Annotated in this window: 16 protein-coding genes and 1 riboswitch; of the genes, 9 read left to right on the forward strand and 7 right to left on the reverse strand. The window is 49.8% G+C overall.

Annotated features, from left to right (window positions below):
* Nucleotides 1–89 precede the first annotated feature (89 nt).
* From AC6R1O_RS17010 to AC6R1O_RS17025, 4 genes are all read left to right on the forward strand, one after another.
* The gene (locus tag AC6R1O_RS17010) at nucleotides 90–1,784 is read left to right on the forward strand and encodes a GGDEF domain-containing protein (RefSeq protein ID WP_500637015.1); all 1,695 of its coding nucleotides are present in this window, start codon (nucleotides 90–92) and stop codon (nucleotides 1,782–1,784) included.
* Nucleotides 1,785–2,126: 342 nt separating this feature from the next.
* On the forward strand, nucleotides 2,127–3,344 hold the full coding sequence (gene glgC, locus AC6R1O_RS17015) for a glucose-1-phosphate adenylyltransferase (RefSeq protein WP_500631909.1): 1,218 nt from the start codon (nucleotides 2,127–2,129) through the stop codon (nucleotides 3,342–3,344).
* A complete protein-coding gene (glgA, locus tag AC6R1O_RS17020) occupies nucleotides 3,334–4,794 on the forward strand; it encodes a glycogen synthase GlgA (protein ID WP_500657473.1) in 1,461 nt (486 codons plus the stop codon). The genes glgC and glgA overlap by 11 nt, the downstream gene beginning before the upstream one ends.
* 241 nt (nucleotides 4,795–5,035) lie before the next feature.
* A complete protein-coding gene (locus AC6R1O_RS17025) occupies nucleotides 5,036–5,836 on the forward strand; it encodes an alpha/beta fold hydrolase (protein WP_334551028.1) in 801 nt (266 codons plus the stop codon).
* 22 nt (nucleotides 5,837–5,858) lie between these two features.
* Here AC6R1O_RS17025 and AC6R1O_RS17030 read toward each other — a convergent pair whose 3' ends face one another.
* From AC6R1O_RS17030 to torD, 5 genes are all read right to left on the reverse strand, one after another.
* A complete protein-coding gene (locus AC6R1O_RS17030) occupies nucleotides 5,859–6,170 on the reverse strand; it encodes a putative signal transducing protein (protein ID WP_500657474.1) in 312 nt (103 codons plus the stop codon).
* The gene (locus AC6R1O_RS17035) at nucleotides 6,167–6,859 is read right to left on the reverse strand and encodes a TVP38/TMEM64 family protein (RefSeq protein WP_500657475.1); all 693 of its coding nucleotides are present in this window, start codon (nucleotides 6,857–6,859) and stop codon (nucleotides 6,167–6,169) included. Before AC6R1O_RS17035 ends, AC6R1O_RS17030 begins: the two co-directional genes overlap by 4 nt.
* Before the next feature lie 205 nt (nucleotides 6,860–7,064).
* Nucleotides 7,065–7,658: a TfoX/Sxy family DNA transformation protein gene (locus AC6R1O_RS17040; protein WP_500625822.1), complete on the reverse strand. Its 594-nt coding sequence runs from the start codon at nucleotides 7,656–7,658 to the stop codon at nucleotides 7,065–7,067.
* 204 nt (nucleotides 7,659–7,862) lie between these two features.
* Nucleotides 7,863–7,971: riboswitch (cyclic di-GMP riboswitch) on the reverse strand.
* 175 nt (nucleotides 7,972–8,146) lie between these two features.
* Nucleotides 8,147–9,151: an HTH-type transcriptional repressor PurR gene (purR, locus tag AC6R1O_RS17045; protein ID WP_500629083.1), complete on the reverse strand. Its 1,005-nt coding sequence runs from the start codon at nucleotides 9,149–9,151 to the stop codon at nucleotides 8,147–8,149.
* Nucleotides 9,152–9,389: 238 nt separating this feature from the next.
* Nucleotides 9,390–10,097 (reverse strand): molecular chaperone TorD, encoded by a 708-nt coding sequence (gene torD / locus AC6R1O_RS17050; protein WP_500634152.1) that lies wholly within the window; start codon nucleotides 10,095–10,097, stop codon nucleotides 9,390–9,392.
* Between the two features lie 238 nt (nucleotides 10,098–10,335).
* On the opposite strand from torD, the gene torR reads away from it, so the two are divergent.
* Nucleotides 10,336–11,043 carry a two-component system response regulator TorR gene (gene torR / locus AC6R1O_RS17055; RefSeq protein WP_500637011.1) on the forward strand — a complete coding sequence of 236 codons (708 nt, stop codon included), beginning with the start codon at nucleotides 10,336–10,338 and terminating at the stop codon, nucleotides 11,041–11,043.
* Between the two features lie 114 nt (nucleotides 11,044–11,157).
* Here torR and elyC read toward each other — a convergent pair whose 3' ends face one another.
* Entirely contained in the window at nucleotides 11,158–11,967 is an 810-nt protein-coding gene (elyC, locus tag AC6R1O_RS17060) for an envelope biogenesis factor ElyC (RefSeq protein ID WP_334551018.1), read from the reverse strand.
* 96 nt (nucleotides 11,968–12,063) lie between these two features.
* Here elyC and cmoM point away from each other — a divergent pair, with 96 nt between their 5' ends.
* From cmoM to mukB, 4 genes are read left to right on the forward strand one after another with little or no spacing between them, the layout of a single operon-like run.
* Complete coding sequence (gene cmoM / locus AC6R1O_RS17065; RefSeq protein WP_500631950.1) at nucleotides 12,064–12,861, forward strand: tRNA uridine 5-oxyacetic acid(34) methyltransferase CmoM; 798 nt, start codon at nucleotides 12,064–12,066, stop codon at nucleotides 12,859–12,861.
* 13 nt (nucleotides 12,862–12,874) lie between these two features.
* The gene (gene mukF, locus AC6R1O_RS17070) at nucleotides 12,875–14,212 is read left to right on the forward strand and encodes a chromosome partition protein MukF (RefSeq protein ID WP_500637010.1); all 1,338 of its coding nucleotides are present in this window, start codon (nucleotides 12,875–12,877) and stop codon (nucleotides 14,210–14,212) included.
* The gene (gene mukE, locus AC6R1O_RS17075) at nucleotides 14,193–14,921 is read left to right on the forward strand and encodes a chromosome partition protein MukE (RefSeq protein WP_334551013.1); all 729 of its coding nucleotides are present in this window, start codon (nucleotides 14,193–14,195) and stop codon (nucleotides 14,919–14,921) included. The genes mukF and mukE overlap by 20 nt, the downstream gene beginning before the upstream one ends.
* On the forward strand, nucleotides 14,918–19,375 hold the full coding sequence (gene mukB, locus AC6R1O_RS17080; RefSeq protein ID WP_500657476.1) for a chromosome partition protein MukB: 4,458 nt from the start codon (nucleotides 14,918–14,920) through the stop codon (nucleotides 19,373–19,375). The genes mukE and mukB overlap by 4 nt, the downstream gene beginning before the upstream one ends.
* Nucleotides 19,376–19,490: 115 nt before the next feature.
* Here mukB and AC6R1O_RS17085 read toward each other — a convergent pair whose 3' ends face one another.
* A complete protein-coding gene (locus AC6R1O_RS17085) occupies nucleotides 19,491–20,543 on the reverse strand; it encodes an AraC family transcriptional regulator (protein ID WP_500657477.1) in 1,053 nt (350 codons plus the stop codon).
* Nucleotides 20,544–20,672 lie beyond the last annotated feature (129 nt).

Here is a 20,672-nt window from a genome sequence, read left to right on the forward strand (position 1 = left end):
TAAATAATCAACTTTGTGATGATTCGCTGGTTCTGTTTTGACATTTTCAATCTGAACTTCTATTGATCTATCTCTGGTGAGATAAAAAGATGACTCTAAAGTTAAGACTATTTTTCGCAATCTTCGTACTCTGTATGGCGTTCGGGTTGGCAGCCTATGCGCTCTCTAAGCATATTATCGATGATATTATCGAGGAATTGATGTGGAAGTATGGTCAAATCATCGCGCAATATGATGTAGAGAAAACTCTTGCGCCGTTGACCACGGAAATCGCCTTGGCGCAGGAGCTGGCAAGACACCCCAACATCACCTCCTGGGCGCAGAATGCTCAAGATGGTGTTTATCGCTCCGTGGCCCAAGAAACGCTCGAACACTACCGATGGCGCTTTGATTCCAAAAACTTTTTTATTGCACTCGATCAAGACCTTTCCTATCACTTCAACGATGTCAACAGTATTAGAACGGGTGACTTTCAACGATACACCTTAGAGCCTAACGCGGATGACGACCAATGGTACTTTGAGCAAAAATCGAGCTTAACGCCTCTGGCGGTCAACATTGATAAAGACTCTCACTTGGGGGTAACCAAAGCGTGGATCAACCAAAGCGTTATTGTCGATGGCCAGTTTTTGGGCATTGTCGGTACGGGTTTGGATATTGATATGTTGGTCAGTCAGCTTAATCACCACAAGAGCTCACCACTCTCGACCCTGTTTATTGATCGCCAATTGCGCGTGCAATTGATCCGAGATTCCGATCGCTTTGTGTTTCCATTGGGTGAGCAAGGTCAAAGCCGCCCGACACTGCAAGAGGTGATAGACAACGATAGTGATTACCAAATCATCCAGTCGGCGTTGTATCAACAACTGAATGGCCGTGAGTCACAGTTTCTGATGCTCAAGCAAGATGCAGGTAATGTGGTGGCCATGATGCATTACATCGACGCATTGGGCTGGTTTGAGTTGACGCTGCTGAATGTAGACGCGGTGCTGCCACTCTTTATGCTGGATTATTTGTTGTTTATTTACCTAGGCCTCGCGTTGGTACTGAGTGTACTCTTCTACCTGTATGCAGCCAAAGAGTGGTTGATGCCGCTAGAGAGGTGGTTCACGCGCCTACACACGATGGCTCGTGGTCGGCGTCACTCCCATTTGGATGCTGTGACCGTTGATGCGGACTTAGCGGTTGTTGAAAGAGAGCTCTTAGAGGCGCGTCAAAGCGTCGAGAAGTTGGTTGTCGCGCGGACCGCCGCGCTCGATAAACTGGCGACCTATGATGTGATGACGCACTTACTTAATCGACGTGGCATAGAAAGAGAAGTGACGAATGAGCTTGCTCGAGGTAAGCGCGAACAGAGCCAATTCGGCTTGATATGGGTGGATGCTGGGCTTTGTGACGCGCTGAGTGCGGAGCACATAGGGCAAGACAAAACGCCTTGTTTGAAGTCGATTGCCGTAGCCATTTCAGATACGATTCGTGAGTATGACCTTGCTGCGCGTTGGGGAGAAAGTGAGTTTTTGTTGTTGATCAAAACCGATCAGAGGGAAGTGCTAAGCACGTTAGCACAGCGATTGATTGACACGATTCAACAGCAAAGAGCCCAAGACCAATTGCCCGCCTTATGTTTGTCCGTTGGTGGCTCTCTGATTAGTTCTGAGATGACCTTGCATCAAGCTTTATCGGTGGCGGATCGCGCCCTCTATCAGGCCAAAATTAATCAAGAAAAAATATATATTCACCACTGCCCACATGACACCCTGAATCAACTAATGGAACTGTCATAAAACATAAATAAAACACAGGTTTATTACTGAGCAAGAACGTCACTCTCTTGTGGTGATCTTGTTAATCTTATGTGAGCAATCGCTTATGTAATGTGAGCTGAATCAGCCATCCGCAAAGTAACTCATCTTACCATCTAAGTACGGTATATTTTAAATTGTAATCTTGGGCAAATAAGATAACGTAGAGTAAATCGCCGTGTTAAACGTTTACGTAGCAAAATGCGCGTAAGATCTATGCAGTTTGCATGCGCCATTCGCTAACGCTGTCAGATTTTGGAGCGTCGATGAGCCCCCCAAATATTACACTTTCTCATCGACAATATTATAAAAATGGAGATTAAAATGGCTGGTGTTTTAGGTATGATCCTCGCAGGTGGCGAGGGTTCGCGTCTGCGTCCTCTAACTGAATCAAGAAGTAAACCCTCGGTGCCTTTCGGCGGGAGTTACCGTCTGATTGACTTTGCGTTGAACAATTTCGTTAATGCGGATTTGATGCGCATTTACGTGCTGACGCAGTTCAAGTCTCAGTCTCTGTTCCATCACTTGAAAAAAGGGTGGAACATCAGCGGGATTACGGATCGCTTTATTGACCCGATCCCAGCGCAAATGCGCACGGGCAAACGTTGGTACGAAGGCACGGCAGATGCGATCTACCAAAACCTGCGTTTCATGCAGTTGTCGGAGCCAGAGCAAGTGTGTATTTTTGGCTCTGATCACATCTATAAAATGGATATCAAACAAATGCTTGATTTCCATAAAGAAAAAGAGGCTTCCCTGACCGTTTCTGCGTTGCGTATGCCACTGTCAGAGGCGTCACAGTTTGGTGTGATCGAGGTGGATGAAGAAGGTCGCATGATCGGATTTGCTGAGAAGCCAGCCAATCCGAAAGCGATTCCAGGTGACCCTGAGCACGCGCTCGTCTCTATGGGTAACTATATCTTTGAAGCAGAGACGTTATTTGCTGAGTTGATTGAAGACGCCGACAATGAAGCGTCATCGCATGACTTTGGTAAAGACATCATTCCTAAGATGTTCCCAAGTGGCGACGTGTTCGTTTACGACTTCAGTACCAACCGTATCACTGGCGAGAAAGAAGAAGTGTATTGGCGCGATGTGGGTACGATTGATGCCTACTGGCAAGCGCACATGGACTTACTTGCCAAAGACGCGCCATTCTCGCTCTATAACCGTAAATGGCCACTTCACACCTACTACCCACCATTGCCGCCTGCAACGTTTAGTGATTCGGACAATGGTCGAGTGCAAATTATTGATAGTTTAGTGTGTAACGGTAGTTTTGTACGCGGTTCGCGTATTGAAAAATGTGTGCTTGGCTTTAGAAGTAATATTGCATCTGCGTGCGATATTAGCGAAAGTATCCTTTTAGGTGACGTGAAGATCGGCGAAGGCTGTGTCTTGCGTCGCGTCATCATCGACAAGGATGTGGATATTGCGCCAGGGACGCAAATCGGTGTGAACCTGACGGAAGATAAAAAGCATTTCCACGTGTCGGATGACGGTGTTGTCGTTATTCCAAAAGGAGCACGTGTTGGCTACTAAGAATCTCTCTATTCTCTTTGTAGCATCGGAAGTAGAAGGATTGATCAAAAGCGGTGGCTTGGCAGATGTTGCCAAGGCACTGCCTGAAGCCCTTTTTGAGCTCGAGCAAGATGTGAGACTCACACTTCCCGCTTATCGCAAGGTTGCAGGCATTGAGTCTGCGACTGTGGTTTTAGAGACGGCATTAGAGCACTGGCCTCATACGCCTTATTGCGTCAAGCAGCTAGCGCTATCGGGAATCACTGTGTATGCCATCGATTGTCCGCAGTATTTTGACCGTCCTGACATGTACGCCGAGTACAATCAAGCCTACTCAGACAATGGTGAACGCTTCGCCTTTTTTAGTGCGGCGAGTTTGGACATGCTGCCGAAACTGGGCTTTCAGCCGGACATTGTCCACGCCAATGACTGGCACACGGGTCTGGTTCCATACCTTCTCAAGCATCGTTACGCCAGTGACGATTTTTTTGCTCATACCAAAAGCATTCTTTCCGTGCACAACGCGGTCTTCAAAGGTGTCTTTGGCTATGATGAGCTCGGCGATCTGCCTGAGTTCCAGACGCATTACGCGCCGGATGCCGCAGTGAGTGCAACGCACATCACCATGCTTCGCGCTGGGGTGAAAACCGCTGATAAGGTGAACGCGGTTAGCCCGACGTACGCGCAAGAGCTCAAGACCGAACTGGGCAGTCATGGTATGGCGCAAGATTTTCAAAGCCGAAGCCATGATCTGGTGGGGATTCTTAATGGTTGCGACTACAGTACATGGAACCCAGAAACAGACACCCACTTACCGTTAAATTACCGAGCGACGAAGCAGAGTATGGTACGCGGTAAGAAAGCGTGTAAGGCGGCGCTGCAAGCAAAAGCGAAACTGAGCGAAAAAAACGTCGCGATGTTTGGCATGGTTTGCCGTTTGACGCAGCAAAAAGGCTTACATTACCTGATCCCTATTCTGTCTGAGTTTCTCAAACACGATGTTCAGTTGGTGATTGTTGGGACCGGCGACCCGATGTTGGCAAGCCATCTTAAAGCGCTCTCAGCCACACACAGCGACAAATTTGCGTTTATCGAGGCTTACGATGAAGAGCTTGCTCACTTGGTGGAAGCGGGCAGTGATTTCTTCTTGATGCCGTCAGAGTTTGAGCCTTGTGGTCTCAATCAGATCTACAGTATGGCTTACGGTACGCTGCCAATCGTTCGTGGTGTGGGTGGACTGAAAGATACGGTTCACCATTACGACGATGATCCGTCAATCGCTACTGGGTTTGTGTTTGATGAGCCAACGCCGACTGCGTTGTTGTTGACTATGCTTCGTGCTTTGCTGCTCTACGCGCAAAATCTCAATGAGATAAAACGGGTTCAATTGCACGCGATGACAGAAAACTTCTGTTGGGAAAAAGCGGCGGGTGAGTACATCGAACTCTACCACAGTGCTTTAAGCGCCTAACACTAGGTCATTGAATTACGGACGCTATTTTTTAGTCTGTTCGCGTAAAGACGACAATAGGTCCGCATAAAGAAAGCGCCTGAGGGGTTTTGTGCTTGCACAGTCTCACGGCGCTTTCATTTTTTCTAACATTTCCGATTGCACTAAAGTGGCGGTTTTCGTTTATGCTAAACAAAAACACGGGCGCTTTTGTGTTACCCTGCGCCCTGAATTGTGTGACGATAACGGTTATTTTTCGACTATGACTCAAAGCTTGCTATTCCATAAGACTTTTAAACACCCCACTAGCGATGAGTGGGTGGTCTTTGTGCATGGCGCAGGCGGCAGCTCATCGATTTGGTTTAAACAGATCAAAGCCTACAAGCAGCATTTTAATTTGCTGCTGATTGATTTGCGCGGCCATGGAAAATCGAACCAGCTGATTAAGGAGATCATTGCCAATCGCTACACCTTTAAAGAGGTCACATTAGACATCTTAAAAGTGCTCGATCACCTAAAGATTCAGTCGGCACATTTTGTCGGCATGTCGCTTGGAACCATCATCGTCCGTAACTTAGCGGAGCTAGCGACTGGGCGCGTAAAAACCATGGTGTTAGGTGGCGCCGTCACACGACTCAACACACGCTCTCAAGTACTGGTGAAGTTGGGCAATCTGTGTAAACACATTGTGCCCTACATGTGGCTCTATCGACTGTTTGCCTACATTGTGATGCCGCAGCGAGCACAAAAAGAGTCGCGACATATGTTTATCCGCGAAGCGAAGAAGTTGTGCCAAAAGGAGTTCAAGCGTTGGTTTATTTTGACCGCAGAGGTGAACCCTCTGATGCGCTACTTCAAAGACCGCGAGTTACCTATCCCTACGCTCTATCTGATGGGTGAAAAAGACTACATGTTCATCACCCCTGTGAAAGAGATGGTCTCAGCACATACGCTCAGTGAGCTGCATGAAATTCCTGACTGTGGCCATGTGTGTAATGTTGAGCGCCCAGATGAGTTTAACGATCACTCCATCGCCTTCATTCAGCAACACCTCACTGCTTAATTTCGGCTAGCTCCCCACACACTCATACTGGTTTGGTGTGCTCGCACTGCCAACATAACTGAAAATGGCCGTCATTTTCTTCTTGGCAAGTCGGGCAAACCCAAACCATGTTGTCGGGAGCGTCTTGTTGGAAGTCATCAATTAGCGCGAGTGCCGTCTGCTTCTGTTCTGGACGAGTTAACCAAACGTACGGGCTGGCCTCTTCGCCAAACGGAATCTCTCCTTGCAAGCCGAACAAACCTTCACCTCTCACCTCACAGGCTATTCCTTCGCTGCGTAACATTTCACACACGATGTGTGCTTGTGGTGGGGTTGTAGCAATAAAAATTTTCAAGACGCTTGCCCATTGGATTGCGGTGTCGCTTTGAGCTTGGCCATTACCCATTTGGCAATGATTGGGAATACCCCGAGCAACGCAAAAGAGGCGAGTACTGTTGGAGAGACGATGCCTGACAAACTGTCGATTTGCGCTAGCTGGGTCCCGGCGTTGAGGTAGACGGCCGTGCCCGGCAACATACCCAGTTGACTGACCAGATAGAAGCGCGCGATGGTGATGGGCGTAAGACCCATCAAGAGGTTGATCAAAAAGAATGGGAATACCGGGATAAGGCGCAGTGAGAAGAGATAAAACGCACCATCTTTTTCGACCCCTTGATTAATTGTCGCGAGCTTATCGCCAAACTTGCTTTGTACCCACTCTTTGAGTAGAAAGCGGCTGCTTAAAAACGCCAATGTGGCACCTATAGTACTGGCAAAAGAAACGAGCAATAAACTGGTCCAAAAGCCAAACAGCGCAGCGCCAAGCAAGGTGACAACGGCCGCTCCAGGGATCGAGAAGGCGGTGATAGCGACATAGGCGAAGAAGTAACTCAGCGCGGCGAGGGCAAAGTGGGCGTCAATGATTTCAGCCAGCGCTTGCTGCTGGGCTTTGGCGTTATCAAGTGTCAGGTATTGACCAAAGTTTGCGCCTAAAAACACAATCAGAGCGAGCAAACCAATACCTAAAAGCAGTTTCTTGTTCATATGGATCCCTTTGAAAACATCATCATTGATCATTGTTAGATATGAACCAAAAAGCCAGTAAAAAATTTCGCCCTAAAGGGAAAAATACGTTGGATTCTATGACGAAGGAATGGAAACGCTAGAAAAGCATCGGCTAAAAACGTCTCAAGCCAGCGGTGTGGGCTGGCTTGAGACGGGGATTGGAATTACTGAACGCTATCGCTGACTAGCTTTGCAGCTGATTCAGGAGCTCGTCGCGTCTTGCTTGAGGGACCACAGACCAGTGCGTGCCTTTAATTGCCCCCTCAAGTGCCCACAGCAGGTCGATGCTGACGTCGGCAGAGTGTGTGGAACGAATCGCTTTATACGCTTCCACTGCGCCCGTCTGCTCCAAACGGGAGACACTGTCGATACCCGCTTTCTTGAGCATTCGCTCGGTCGCTAGACGCAAGTTCGGCAGATCTTTCAGGCGCGTTGGTTTGGCGTTGGTTTGACGCTGCTTGTCTTTGTTGGCCGCCTCTAGTGCAGTGTTTGCCATCGCAATAGTCTGAGCGACATCCTGATCCCAGTCATGGCCAAGGGCATAGTATTTGGTGACCACAGGGAAACCACGTTTTTTATACACGTATGGCTCGAGTCCCTGAGCATTAAACAGTTGGGCCAACGAGTCGTCGGCGCGTATGTGAAGTTTGTCATTTACCACGAGGGCAAACATGATGTCATCAGCGAAGATTCCGAATCCACCAAACATTGAGCGAGACTTGATCTTGCCCAATGGTTCAAACAATCGCATTGAGTCTTTTAAAATTGGTTTATCCATGCTGTTATTCTCGGTGTATTACAATACGCCACCAAATTCAGGTCCGAGAGATTAGCAAAAATATGCAGGTTTTGTGTCAGTAGGGTGTCATTCTGGCTCATAAAAGAATAATCCTACTCACGGTGTGAGCGCATAATGCGCGCGCAACGTTTAAGTCATTGTATTCTTTGCTTTTGATAAAGAATTACGAAGTGCACATTTGCCATCGGCAACCCCGCTACCAAGCAGTCATCAACGTTGATATCGTTGAGTGGCTGCAACAGGCCGGAAGCTTTGCGTCCCATCCTTTCGAAATGGTTTGCCCTGTTCGTGGCATTCGTCGAACATAATAAGCATAAATAATTTATGGGCTAAACATCACGTTTTGATGGGTTAAATGTGATCTTAGTTCATAAAATAGAGGGGTGTTACCGAGAGAATAAAGCCCAGCGGATGAGAAGTATTCTCGCTGGGCTAGTCGATGTGATGTGCTGAACTTGTTCGTTGGTCTATTTCACCGTCGCCACGGTATCGCGCTCGACGATTTCTGGGTGCATTTCAAAAATACGTTTTTCATGCTCTTTGTCTTTAATACGTTCGAGCAAAATCTCAAATGCGTTTTTACCCACACGGCGCTTCGGCTGGTGAACCGTCGTTAGCGGTGGTGAAAAGTACTCGGCTAGCTCAATGTTGTCATAACCAATGACCGACATGTCTTCTGGAATACGAATGCCTTTTTGCTGTAAACGGCTCATCAAACCGAGCGCCATCGTATCGTTGAAACAGAATACTGCGGTTGGCTTTTCGTCCATGGCGACGATTTTGTCCGCGGCAAGCACGGCGGTATCGCACTCAAAGTTACCTTCTAAGATCCAATCTTCGTTGACGCTCAAACCCGACTCGTTCATTGCGCGCTTAAAGCCTTGGATGCGCTCTTGGCAGGCCGCTTTTTCAAAATGCCCACTCAAGCAAGCAATGCGCTTGTGGCCGTGATCAATCAGGTATTTTGTTGCGAGGTAGCCGCCTTCTTCCGAGTTGTCGATGATTTTATCGGCTTGTGAGCTTTCCGGGCCCCAATCCATCACCACCTTAGGGATGTCTTTATGACGGTCAAGCATTTCGCTCAACTCTTCGGTCAAATCTGAACACATCACTAAGATGCCATCGACGCGCTTTTCCGCCAGCATGCGAATGTAGTCACGTTGTTTCTCGTAGATGCCGCCAGTGTTACACAAGATCAAGGTGTAGCCTTGACGGTAGCAGTAGCTCTCAACCCCGTCGATCACTTCCGAGAAGAAAAGGTTGGTCGATTGAGTAACCAGCATGCCTATTGTGCGTGTCGAGTTACATTTCAGGCTGCGTGCAACGGCACTTGGGGCATAGTTCAACTCTTGAACCGCTTCCATCACTTTTTCTTGCGTGGCTTCAGCGACAAAGCGTGTTTTGTTGATCACATGGGATACAGTGGTGGTCGAGACACCCGCTAAGCGAGCGACGTCTTTAATCGTGGCCATATGGTTTTGTCCTGTCGATGACTGCCTACTATTCTATGAAAAGTTAAGTCTATAAAAGTAAAGTCTATACAAAGTTTAGAGTATGTAGACAGAAAGTATCAGAAACACAAAAACCGCCCTCAAAAAGCGGTTTGTATTTATTAGTTTTATCGTTTGCGGACCGAATTGTAGTCCGCAACGTCGATTTGGGCAAATAAAAAAACCGCCTTTGGGATCTCGCCACACCTTTTGTATGGGCTTAATCGCTATCGCCTTGCAGGTAGGCTTTATCCAATTGAATGAACGCGCACAATAGCGACGACAGCGCCGCATAGAAGCCGAATGTGTCGAGGCGCTGGCAGCGCTCGGCAAACCTCTCAATCCAAGGGAGTAGATGCTGCTCAATAAAATCGGCTTGCTCTTGGTAGGCGAGATGCGTGTCGCCTGCCGTCTGCTCTGCTGCATGAGCGCCGCGCACAATCAGGTTACCTAAAAAATCCAACTCTATCGCGAGATGATCAGAAGGTTCATTGAGCCCTGAATGCACGGCCACGCCATGTTGTTGGAGCAGAGTGTCCATCTGTTTGGCGGGCTCCCCATTGAGCAGTCCGGATTCATCTAAGTAGACAGAGGCGTAAGGCAACGCGCTGTCTCGGTCGGATTTTAAAAACAGGTCGCAATAGTCGGCTGATAGTTCCAACTGAGCATCTGGCCTGTCTTGCAATCGGTTCAATGCATCGATGAGCCTGTCTGCGGCTACGTTAAGCTCAGGGGTTTGTGCAAGTCCCGTCAGAAAGGTACGTGTGTCCACCGAATGATATTGGGCCAGCTCTTGCTCTGAGAGCTCTTTGGCAAACACGCTCGAAAACCACCAGTAGAGCTCGGCGCGTTGCTCATCAAAGGCGCGCTGCTCTTTTTCGGCGGGAGATAAAGGGTCGGAAATCTGGGCGTTAGGTGTCTCTGGCATGATGGGCTCTCAACTGAATCAGATGCCGTTAAGTCTAACGGATAAAAATGAACAGCGGTCAACCTGATTATGAGAAGAAATGGTCAAATATGGCAATTTGTGAACAGGGCAGCAAAGCTTGCTTTGCATCAATGAATCGCCAACTTTTCACCTCCCAAAGAGGACAAAGATGGAGTTGTGACTAATTATGAATAGAATAAAGCCATTGAATCAGTGTTTGAATAAGTGAGTAGAGCCGATGAGCTACCACATTTTGGTTGTTGAAGATGATGAAGTGACTCGCCGTAAATTGGCGGGCTACTTTCAAACCGAAGGGTATCAGGTGAGCCAAGCTGAGAATGGCGCGCAGATGCGCGACGTACTCAGTAGCAGTCGGGTCGATTTGGTGATGCTGGATATCAATCTGCCCAGCGAAGATGGCTTGATGCTGACGCGTGAGCTGCGCAGTCAATCGGACATCGGTATTATCTTGGTGACCGGGCGTACCGACAGCATTGATAAGATTGTTGGTCTAGAAATGGGCGCGGACGATTATGTCACTAAGCCATTTGAGCTTAGGGAACTGCTCGTCAGAGTCAAGAACCTCTTGTGGCGCATCGCACTGGCTGCGGGAGCGCAAAACGCGGGCAGCGATCAGCAAGACGGCGTGGTCCGCTTTGCTGAATGGACGTTCGATATTCAGCGCCGCGCTTTGAGCCGAGGGGATGAACCGGTCAAACTGACTAAAGCAGAGTATGAGCTTTTGGTGGCGCTCTCCTCTCACCCTAACCAAGTGCTCAGTCGGGAACGCATTCTTAATATGATCAGTCATCGTGTGGACGCACCCAATGATCGCACTATCGATGTCCTGATTCGACGCATGAGAGCGAAGATGGAGGCGGATCCAAAAAATCCGCAGATATTCGTCACCGTGCATGGCGAAGGCTACATGTTCGCCGGAGATTAACGTAGTTCGGCAATTAACGAGCGAAAATTGACGCAAAAGAAACGAAAAATCCAGGCATGCAGCCTGGATTTTTGTTTTAGGTCGAAGACGTTATCCGTCTACGCTGGCGGCCGGTTAAACGTCGCTCTGCGCAGCCTCCACCTCTAAGGCTTGCTCTTCATAATCGGACGCCCAGTCGCGGAGGTGTTGCCAAATGGTGCCCAGCGTTTCATGCCAGTAGCGCTCAGTTTGTTCGAGATATTTGCCCTTCGGCGCGTACTTCTCCCACGCTTGATCGATGTTTCTCTGCGCTAGGTAGTTGGTCGGCGCGGCGTAAGGTTTCAATCCTGCGGAGTGGAATTCATTCAGGGCACGGTTCATGTGACTGGCCGATGTGACCACCACCAACTTCTTGTTCTTAACGAACGCTGCCGCTTGGCGCGCTTCTTCCCAAGTATCTTTGGCGGTTTCGAGCAGAATGATGTCAGATTTAGAAACGCCAAGCGCCAGCGCTACTTTAGCCATCATGCGCGCATTGCTCACTTCAGAACCGGCGGCATAGCCTGAGAGAATCAGTTTAGAGCCCGGATAAATTCGCATCACACGAATCCCTTCGGTCAAACGCATTAGGCCGGCGCGACTCAGTTCTGAGGTGGGCGGAATGTCGTCGTCCACAACATGGCCGCTGCCAAGCACCATCACATAATCAATCGATTCATCGACAGGAAAAAAGGCCGAGTATTGGCGCTCGATAGGCATGAGAAGACGTGATGAAACGGGCTGGAAGGCAACGAGAAAAATGCCAACAAACGAGAAGAGAACAACGAAACATCCTGTTTTTTGTTTTCGTGTGAACATGACGAGCATGAGTCCCACAAGGCCAATGATCAGCAGGGCTGGCAAAGGCATAAGTAAAGCCGAGACGACTTTTTTCAGCTCAAACATACTTAAATAGTCCGAAAAAACACCAGTTGATTATAATTTAAGAGAAAGCCTCTTTATTCCTGCCTTTCTTGTGACAGAATAGCAGCACGATTCAACATCATAACTCAAGCTGCTGTGACTGAAGACCGCAATTTCGACGATATTGCCCACAAATTTGCAAAAAATATATACGGCTCTGACAAAGGCGAGATTCGACAAGTCATTGTTTGGGAAGACCTTCAAACCATCCTCGCCTCGTTACCCGCCAGTGATTCACCACTCGACGTGCTCGATGCCGGGGGTGGGTTGGCACAAATGTCGCAAAAGCTGGCGAAACTAGGCCATCGCATTACGTTATGTGATCTATCTTCTGAAATGCTGCAATTAGCTGAGCAGGATATTGCAAAAAATGGCTTGCTTGAGCAGTATCGCTTGATTCATTCGCCCGTTCAATCCATCGCTCAACACCAGCAGCAACCGGCGGATTTGGTGATGTTTCATGCCGTCATGGAGTGGTTGGCTGAGCCAAAGCCAGCGCTGCAAACGCTGTTAGAGCAGGTCAAACCGGGCGGTATCGCGTCGGTCATGTTCTACAACCATCATGGCCTCGTGTACAAAAATGTCGTGTGTGGCAACCTTCCGCATGTGTTAGAGGGAATGCCACACCGAAAGAGATTTAAGCTTCAGCCCCAAAAAGGGCTTAAGCCTGAAGATGTCTACCGTTGGATAGAGGAGTCGGGGTTTCACATTGAAGGGAAATCCGGCATTCGTTGTTTCAGTGACTACATTGGCGATCGCCAGTATATGGGCGACTACACCAGTGAGGATGTCTTGGCCCTAGAGAGGCAACTGTGCCGCCAAGAACCGTATGTGTCGCTCGGACGCTATATCCACGTTTGGGCAAGAAAGAATTAAAACAGGATAAACCATGAGTGAAATGACTCTGAATGCCGCTGAGCAACCGATTGATGAGTTGGTGGGTTGGGTCAAGCAGCATGATTTTTCATTGAACCTGACCAACGAACGCTTGGCCTTTTTGATCGCCATTGCCGTGTTGAGTAATGAAAGGTTTGATGAAGAGTTAGGTGAAGGGGAGTTGCATGATGCGTTCGCCATTGTCACTCGATTGTTTGCCGATTCGGGCGAAGCGTCGGCGTTTCGCGCCAACAACGCCATCAATGACATGGTCAAACAGCGCCTTGTCAGCCGCTTTACCAGCGAAATTACCGACGGTGCGAGTATCTATCGTCTCTCGCCGTTGGCCATCGGCATTACGGACTACTATGTTCGTCATCGCGAATTTTCCAAACTGAAACTCTCTATCCAACTGTCTATGGTGGCGGACGAAATGGCGAAAGCCATTGAAGCGGCACAAAAAGGCGGAACGGCGGGTCATTGGAAGAAAAACGTTTACGGCGTGCTGAAATACTCAGTCGGTGAAATTTTCGATCAGATTGATTTAAACCAGCGCGTGATGGATGAGCAGCAGCAGTCGGTCAAAACACAGATAGCTGAGCTACTTAACAAAGATTGGCGCGATGCGATCAATAACTGTGAATCCTTGCTGTCAGAAACCTCCAGCACACTGAAAGAGCTGCAAGACACCTTGCAAGCGGCGGGTGATGAGCTGCAAAGCCAAATCCTCGATATTCAAGAGTTGGTACATGGCGATGATGAGCTCGAGTTTATTGCCGAAACCCTGTTTGTGTTGCAGATGAAGCTCGACCGCATCACCAGTTGGGGTCAGCAAGCGATTGATCTCTGGATTGGTTACGATCGCCATGTGCACAAGTTCATCCGAACCGCCATCGACATGGACAAAAACCGCGCGTTTAGCTCGCGCCTACGTCAGTCGGTCAAAGACTACTTTGAGAACCCTTGGTACCTCACTTACGCCGATGCGGAGCGGTTGAGCGATTTACGTGATGAAGCCTTGGTGTTGCGTGATGATGAAGTGACCGGCCAGGTGCCACTCGATGTGGTCTACGAAGAATTTCAGCAAGTGAATGATGCGCTGTCTGAGCGCATTGGGGAGATGCTCCAAGTGCACAAAGCGCAGGGTCAGCCTATTGATTTAGGCCAAGTGCTGCGCGACTACCTCGCCGAGCACCCCTATACCCATCATTTTGATTTAGCCCGAATTGTTGTCGATCAAGCGGTGCGACTGGGTTACTCCGAGTCCGATTACCAAGCGATTCAGCCCGATTGGCAAGCGATCAACAATTATGGTGCAAAGGTACAAGCCAATGTCATCGACAGATACTAATGAATACATGCCAGAGAATCTGGTCAAAGCGATCTCTAATCCGCTGTTTCCGGCGCTAGACAGCATGCTGCGTGCCGGGCGTCACATCTCCAGCGAAGACCTCGACAACCACGCCTTGTTGTCGGATTTTGAAGTGGAGCTATCGAGTTTTTATCAGCGTTACAACACCGAACTGGTGAAAGCGCCTGAAGGCTTCTTTTATTTGCGTCCGCGTTCGACGTCGCTGATTAACCGCAGTGTCCTGTCTGAGCTCGATATGCTGGTGGGCAAAGTGTTGTGCTTTTTGTATTTGAGCCCAGAGCGTCTTGCTCACGAAGGCATCTTTACCAACCAAGAGTTGTACGATGAGCTTCTGTCACTGGCCGATGAGTCCAAATTGATGAAGCTCGTGACCAACCGAGCCAGCGGCTCTGATCTCGACAAAGAGAAACTGTTCGAGAAAGTGCGCACCTCGTTGCGCCGCCTGCGCCGTTTGGGCATGGTGATCAACATCGGTGAAACCGGAAAATTCAGCATCAGTGAAGCGGTGTTCCGTTTTGGTGCGGATGTTCGTGTCGGTGACGATATGCGTGAAGCGCAGCTACGCCTCATCCGTGATGGTGAAGCAGTGGTTCACACCAAAGAGCCGAGCCAAGGCGATCTTTTGCACAGCGATAACCTAGATGCGCCAGAAGGCGAAGAAGAACTGACACAAGCAGGTGAAGCATGATTGAACGCGGTAAATATCAATCACTGACAATGGTCAACTGGAATGGCTTTTTTGCCCGCACTTTTGACATTGATGATCTGGTGACCACCTTATCGGGAGGGAACGGAGCGGGCAAATCGACCACCATGGCGGCGTTTATCACCGCGTTGATCCCTGACCAAACCTTGCTTCACTTTAGAAACACCACCGAAGCTGGCAGTAGCCAATCTTCTCGCGACAAAGGTCTCTACGGTAAACTTCAGCCGGGTGCCTGTTACGCGGCGCTCGATGTGGTCAACTCGCGTAAGCAACGCCTACTGTTTGCCGTTAAGCTGCAACAGGTGGCGGGGCGTGACAAAAAGGTCGATATCAAACCCTTCGTCATTCAAGGCTTGCCAAGCCATGTCAAACCTACCGATGTACTGATTGAAACCGTCTCGGCGACCCAAGCGCGCGTACGTCAAGTCAACGAAGTCAAAGAGGCAGTGGTCCAATTTGAAGGGGTGCAATTTAAAACCTTCCCATCGATTGTTGATTATCACGCGCAGATGTTTGAATTTGGTGTGATCCCGAAAAAGCTACGTAACTCGGGCGATCGTTCTAAATTCTACCGCTTAATTGAAGCCTCACTGTATGGCGGTATTTCCAGCGCCATCACCCGTTCGCTACGTGACTACCTACTGCCACAAAACGGCGGAGTGAAGAAAGCCTTCCAAGATATGGAATCGGCGCTGCGTGAAAACCGCATGACGCTTGAAGCGATCAAAACTACTCAAGCGGACCGAGATCTATTCAAACACCTGATCACAGAGTCGACGAACTATGTCGCGGCGGATTATATGCGTCATGCCAACGACAGACGCAATAAACTCGATCAGACCTTGGCGCTGCGCAGCGAGTTGTTCAGCTCACGTGAAATGTTGATCGAACAAAACGCGTTGCTGACACGCGTGCAAGAAGAGCTTGAGCTGTTGGTGGAGTCTGAATCTGGGCTAGAGCAAGATTACCAAGCCGCATCCGACCACTTGCAACTGGTGCAAACTGCGCTGCGTCAACAAGAGAAAATTGCCCGCTACCAAGATGATCTGGAAGAGCTCAGTGAGCGTCTTGAAGAGCAGATGATGGTGGTGGAAGAAGCGAATGAACGAGTTCACATCGCGCAAGACCAAGCGCTTTTTTTTGAAGAAGAAGTCGATAGCTTAAAGAGTCAGTTGGCCGATTACCAACAAGCGTTGGATGTTCAGCAGACGCGCGCGTTGCAATATCAGCAAGCGGTGCAAGCGCTGGAAAAAGCCAAAACGTTACTGGGTGACAATAATCTGACCGCCGAGTCGGCGCAAAGCTTGGTGAGCAGCTTGAAAGCTGAGCAGGGCGAGCGCACCGACGCCTTACTCGCGATGAAGCACAAACTTGATATGTCGAGTGCGGCGGCCGAGCAGTTTGATAAAGCCTTTGCGCTGGTTGAGTCTGTCGTGGGCAAGGTAGCTCGCCAAGAGGCGTCAGAACGCGCTAAAGCGTTGATCAATCAAGCGCGCGATGCGCAGCAAACGCTGCAAAACGAAGCTCAACTGCGCGCCCAACATCGTGATGTTGAACGCAGCTTAACTCAGCAGCGTAGCGCCGCAGAGCAAGTGGCGAGCTATCAAAAGCAGCACAACGTCGCACTGGTTGATGAACTGACGTTTGAACAAGAGCGCGAACGCCACAGCGCGCTGATTGACTCTCTTGAACACAATCAAGAAGCATTGCGTGAGCAGCGCAGTGAGCAGCGCCGCAGTGAGCAAGATTACGCTGCGCAGATCACCCAGTTGGAAGCGCTCGCTCCGGCTTGGATTGCCGCGTCTGATGCGCTAGAAAACCTGCGTGAGCAAAGCGGTGCTGAGCTTGGCGATAGCCAGTCGGTGATGGCGCACATGCAGCAAGTGTTGGAGCAAGAGAAGCTGCAATCTCTGGCGAAAGAGAAACTGGCAGAGCGCCGCGCGACACTCGATAGCGATATTGAGCGCCTCGCTTCACCGGGTGGCTCGAACGATCCGCGCCTTAAAGGATTGGCGGATACACTGGGTGGTGTGTTGCTGTCTGAAATCTACGATGACATCACTATAGACGATGCGCCGTATTTCAGCGCCATGTATGGCCCTGCTCGTCATGCGATTGTGGTATCGGATTTGTCTGGCATCGAGCAAAAGTTGGTTGAGCTGGACGACTGCCCAGAGGATCTCTACATCATTGAAGGCGATATTGATGCCTTTGATGACAGCAGCTTTGATGCGCAAGAATTAGAAGGCGCCGTCTGCGTGCGCATGAATGAGCGCCAAATGCGTTACTCGCGATTCCCTCAGATCCCACTGTTTGGGCGTGCGGCGCGTGAACAGCGTCTTGAGCTTTTGCGCAGTGAACGTGATGAGGTCATCGAAGCGCACGCCAAAGCGGCGTTTGATTCGCAAAAATTGCAGCGCCTTTACCAAGCATTCAACCGTTTTGTTGCTGAGCACATTCAGGTCGCTTTTGATGACGATCCTGAGCAAAGCTTGCAAGTCGCGCGTGAGAAACGCACTCAAGTGCAGCGCATCTTAGCCGAGTTAGATGGGCAAGAGGCGACTTTGCGCGGTCAACTGCAAGCGAGCAAACAGGCGCTCAGCGCACTGGATAAATTAGCGCCCATGATGTCGCTGGTGGAAGACAATACCTTGGCTGAGCGTTTTGTCGAGCTTGACGCGCAGATGAGCGCCTTGAGCGAAGCGAAAGCCTTTATCAACCAACATGGTAAAGCGATTGAGCAGCTAACGCCGATCGCCTCCGCGCTTGAGGCTGACCCACAGCAGTTTGAAGCGCTGGAGACGAACTATCGTCAAGCCGATGAGGCACTGCAGCAGATCAAAGCACAAATTTTTGCGCTCTCTGATCTTATTGAACGTCGCCACTACTTCGCTTACTCCGACTCTATCGACATGTTGGGTAAGAGCAGCGAACTCAGTGAGCAGTTGAAAGCCAAGTTGGCACAAGCGGAAGTCAACCGTGGCCGAGCGCGCGAAGAGCTTAAGCTTGCGCAAGACCAACTGAACCAATACAACCAAGTGCTCGCCTCTTTGAAAAGCTCTCACCAAGCCAAAATGGAAACGGTGCAAGAGTTCAAACAAGAGCTGCAAGAGTATGGTGTCAACGCCGATGAAGGCGCGATGGAACGTGCTGAGCGCCGTCGTGATGAGCTGCATGAACGTTTGCACAGCGCGCGAGCACGTAAGAGTGAGTATGAGCGCACCATCACCTCGACAGAGCTTGAGATGAAAGGGCTGGCTAAGCGTCTGAAGAAAGTACAAAAAGAGTACACGGATCTGCGCACGTTCGTTGTGGCAGCAAAAGCGGGTTGGTGCTCGGTACTTCGATTGGCGCGTGAAAATGATGTCGAGCGACGCCTGCACAAGCGTGAGCTTGCCTACCTCTCTGCGGATGAATTACGTTCGATGTCGGACAAATCATTGGGCGCGCTGCGTCTTGCGGTGGCCGACAACGAAGATCTGCGAGATGCGCTGCGCCTTTCGGAAGACAACGCTCGCCCAGAGCGAAAAGTCTTGTTCTACATTGCGGTCTACCAGCATCTGCGCGAGCGCATTCGCCAAGACATCATTCGCACCGATGATCCTGTGGAAGCGATCGAAGAGATGGAAGTGGAACTGGCGCGTTTGACCGAAGAGTTGACCCAGCGTGAAAACCGTTTGGCGATCAGCTCTGAGTCCGTTGCTAGCATCATCAAAAAGACGATTCAGCGTGAGCAAAACCGCATTCGTATGCTGAACCAAGGCCTCTCGAACATCTCGTTTGGTCAGGTGAAAGGGGTACGTCTGAACGTTAAGATTCGTGAAAGTCATGAGGTGCTGTTAAACGGCCTAGCGACCGGTCAAGAGCAGCACAAAGACCTGTTTGAGTCGATGCGTTACACCTTCTCAGAGGCGATGGCAAAATTGTTCCAACGTGTGAACCCACACATCGATATGGGCCAACGTTCACCGCAAGTGCTGGGTGAAGAGCTGCTCGATTATCGTAACTACCTTGAGCTGAGCGTCGAAGTGAACCGTGGCTCAGACGGTTGGCTGCAAGCGGAGTCGGGCGCGCTCTCTACTGGTGAAGCGATCGGTACCGGTCAATCGATTCTTTTGATGGTGGTACAGAGCTGGGAAGAGGAGTCTCGCCGCTTACGCAGTAAAGAGATTGTGCCGTGTCGTTTGTTGTTCCTCGATGAGGCGGCTCGATTGGATGCCAAATCGATTTCAACCCTGTTCGAGCTGTGTGACCGCCTCGATATGCAGCTGTTGATCGCGGCGCCTGAGAACATCAGTCCAGAAAAAGGCACCACGTACAAGCTGGTTCGTAAAGTCTTTAAAGACCACGAACATGTGCATGTGGTGGGCCTAAGGGGCTTTGGTCAAGGCGAAAAGCCTAAGAGTGAAGCTGCTCAACTCATCGAAGAGTTTTAACGTCAACGCCCACCTTTTGGTGGGCGTTGTTTTATGTGTGGGATGGACGTATTTGTTTAACGGACTTATTGCTTTAACGGACTTATATGTCGAAACGTCGCGTACTCTGCATTCGCTAATGCTCACGAAGATGGGGCACCGCATGGGCCGATTTGCGATAGTGACTTGGCGAATCGCCACTCCACTTACGAAACGCGTGACGAAAGTTGGCACTGTCTGAGTAGCCGACGCGCTCTGAAATCTCATCAATGCTCAATTGCGTCGAGCAGAGGTAATGGCGTGAAAGCTGAAAGCGAACGTGATCCAAAATCTGTTGGTAGCTGGTCTGCTCTTGACTCAGTTTTCGTCTCAGCGTGCGTGAAGACATCCCCAGCTGCTGCGCCACGATTTCAATCGATGGGTAGTGCCCCGGCTGCTCGATTAAGCGTTGAGTAATCCTGTCTTTTAAGCTGGTACTGGTGCCACTCAGTTTTGCCAGCATCTCATCACACGTTTTTAAGCACTGCTGCAAGGTCATCTTGTTGGCGGTAGGCAAGGGTTGATTGACCACATCCGTAGAAAATTGCCACTCCAGCTGTTTGGATTGAAACTTCACCGGGCAGCGAAATACCTCTTGATACAATGATGCGTAGTGGGGCGCGGGGTAAGGAAAATGCAATTGGTGTGAGGGGAAGGGATGTTGCATCACCTCTTCACACAAAGATTGAATTGCCGAAAACCAGTATTCGCAGCAAAAGGGCATCAAGGTGTCGAGATCAATTAACTCTTCCGCGCGGATATACCCCAAATCCTTATCGATGAGGAGCTGCTTGCGCAGCACTGGCCCCGCCAATCTCAGGTATTTGAATCCCATCGTCATCGCTTCAAGCAAGGTGCTGGAGCTAAACACCGCGTAACCCAACACGCCAAAATCGCTGAACCTGGCTTGTTGGCCCACCTTAAGGCCAAGTCCGGGCTCGTCTGCACAGAGTAGGGCATTGCTGAAAATATGCAGCTTCTGGGCGAGGGTGACTTGCGTGTCGGGTTGATAGAGCTTTTCGACACTGACACCACTGCCATCCAGCAGGTCTGTGAGCGGCACTCGCTGACCGAGATAGCGCACCAACAACTGCACGTCCAGCAGACCGCATGCGTTACTATCAGGCTCATAAACCGCTAAATGTTGCATTGTGTGACCGCTCCAGTATGAGAGTAAGATAACGGATATTGGCGTTGAGTATAGCCAAGATGGGGCTGTGATGTTGTCAGCAGTCTCTCAGTTTTGTCCGAAATTCACCGTTTTTTGTCTGTTTGCCAC

This window comes from Vibrio sp. R11-SG3-ISO3-SZ, assembly GCF_059834345.1.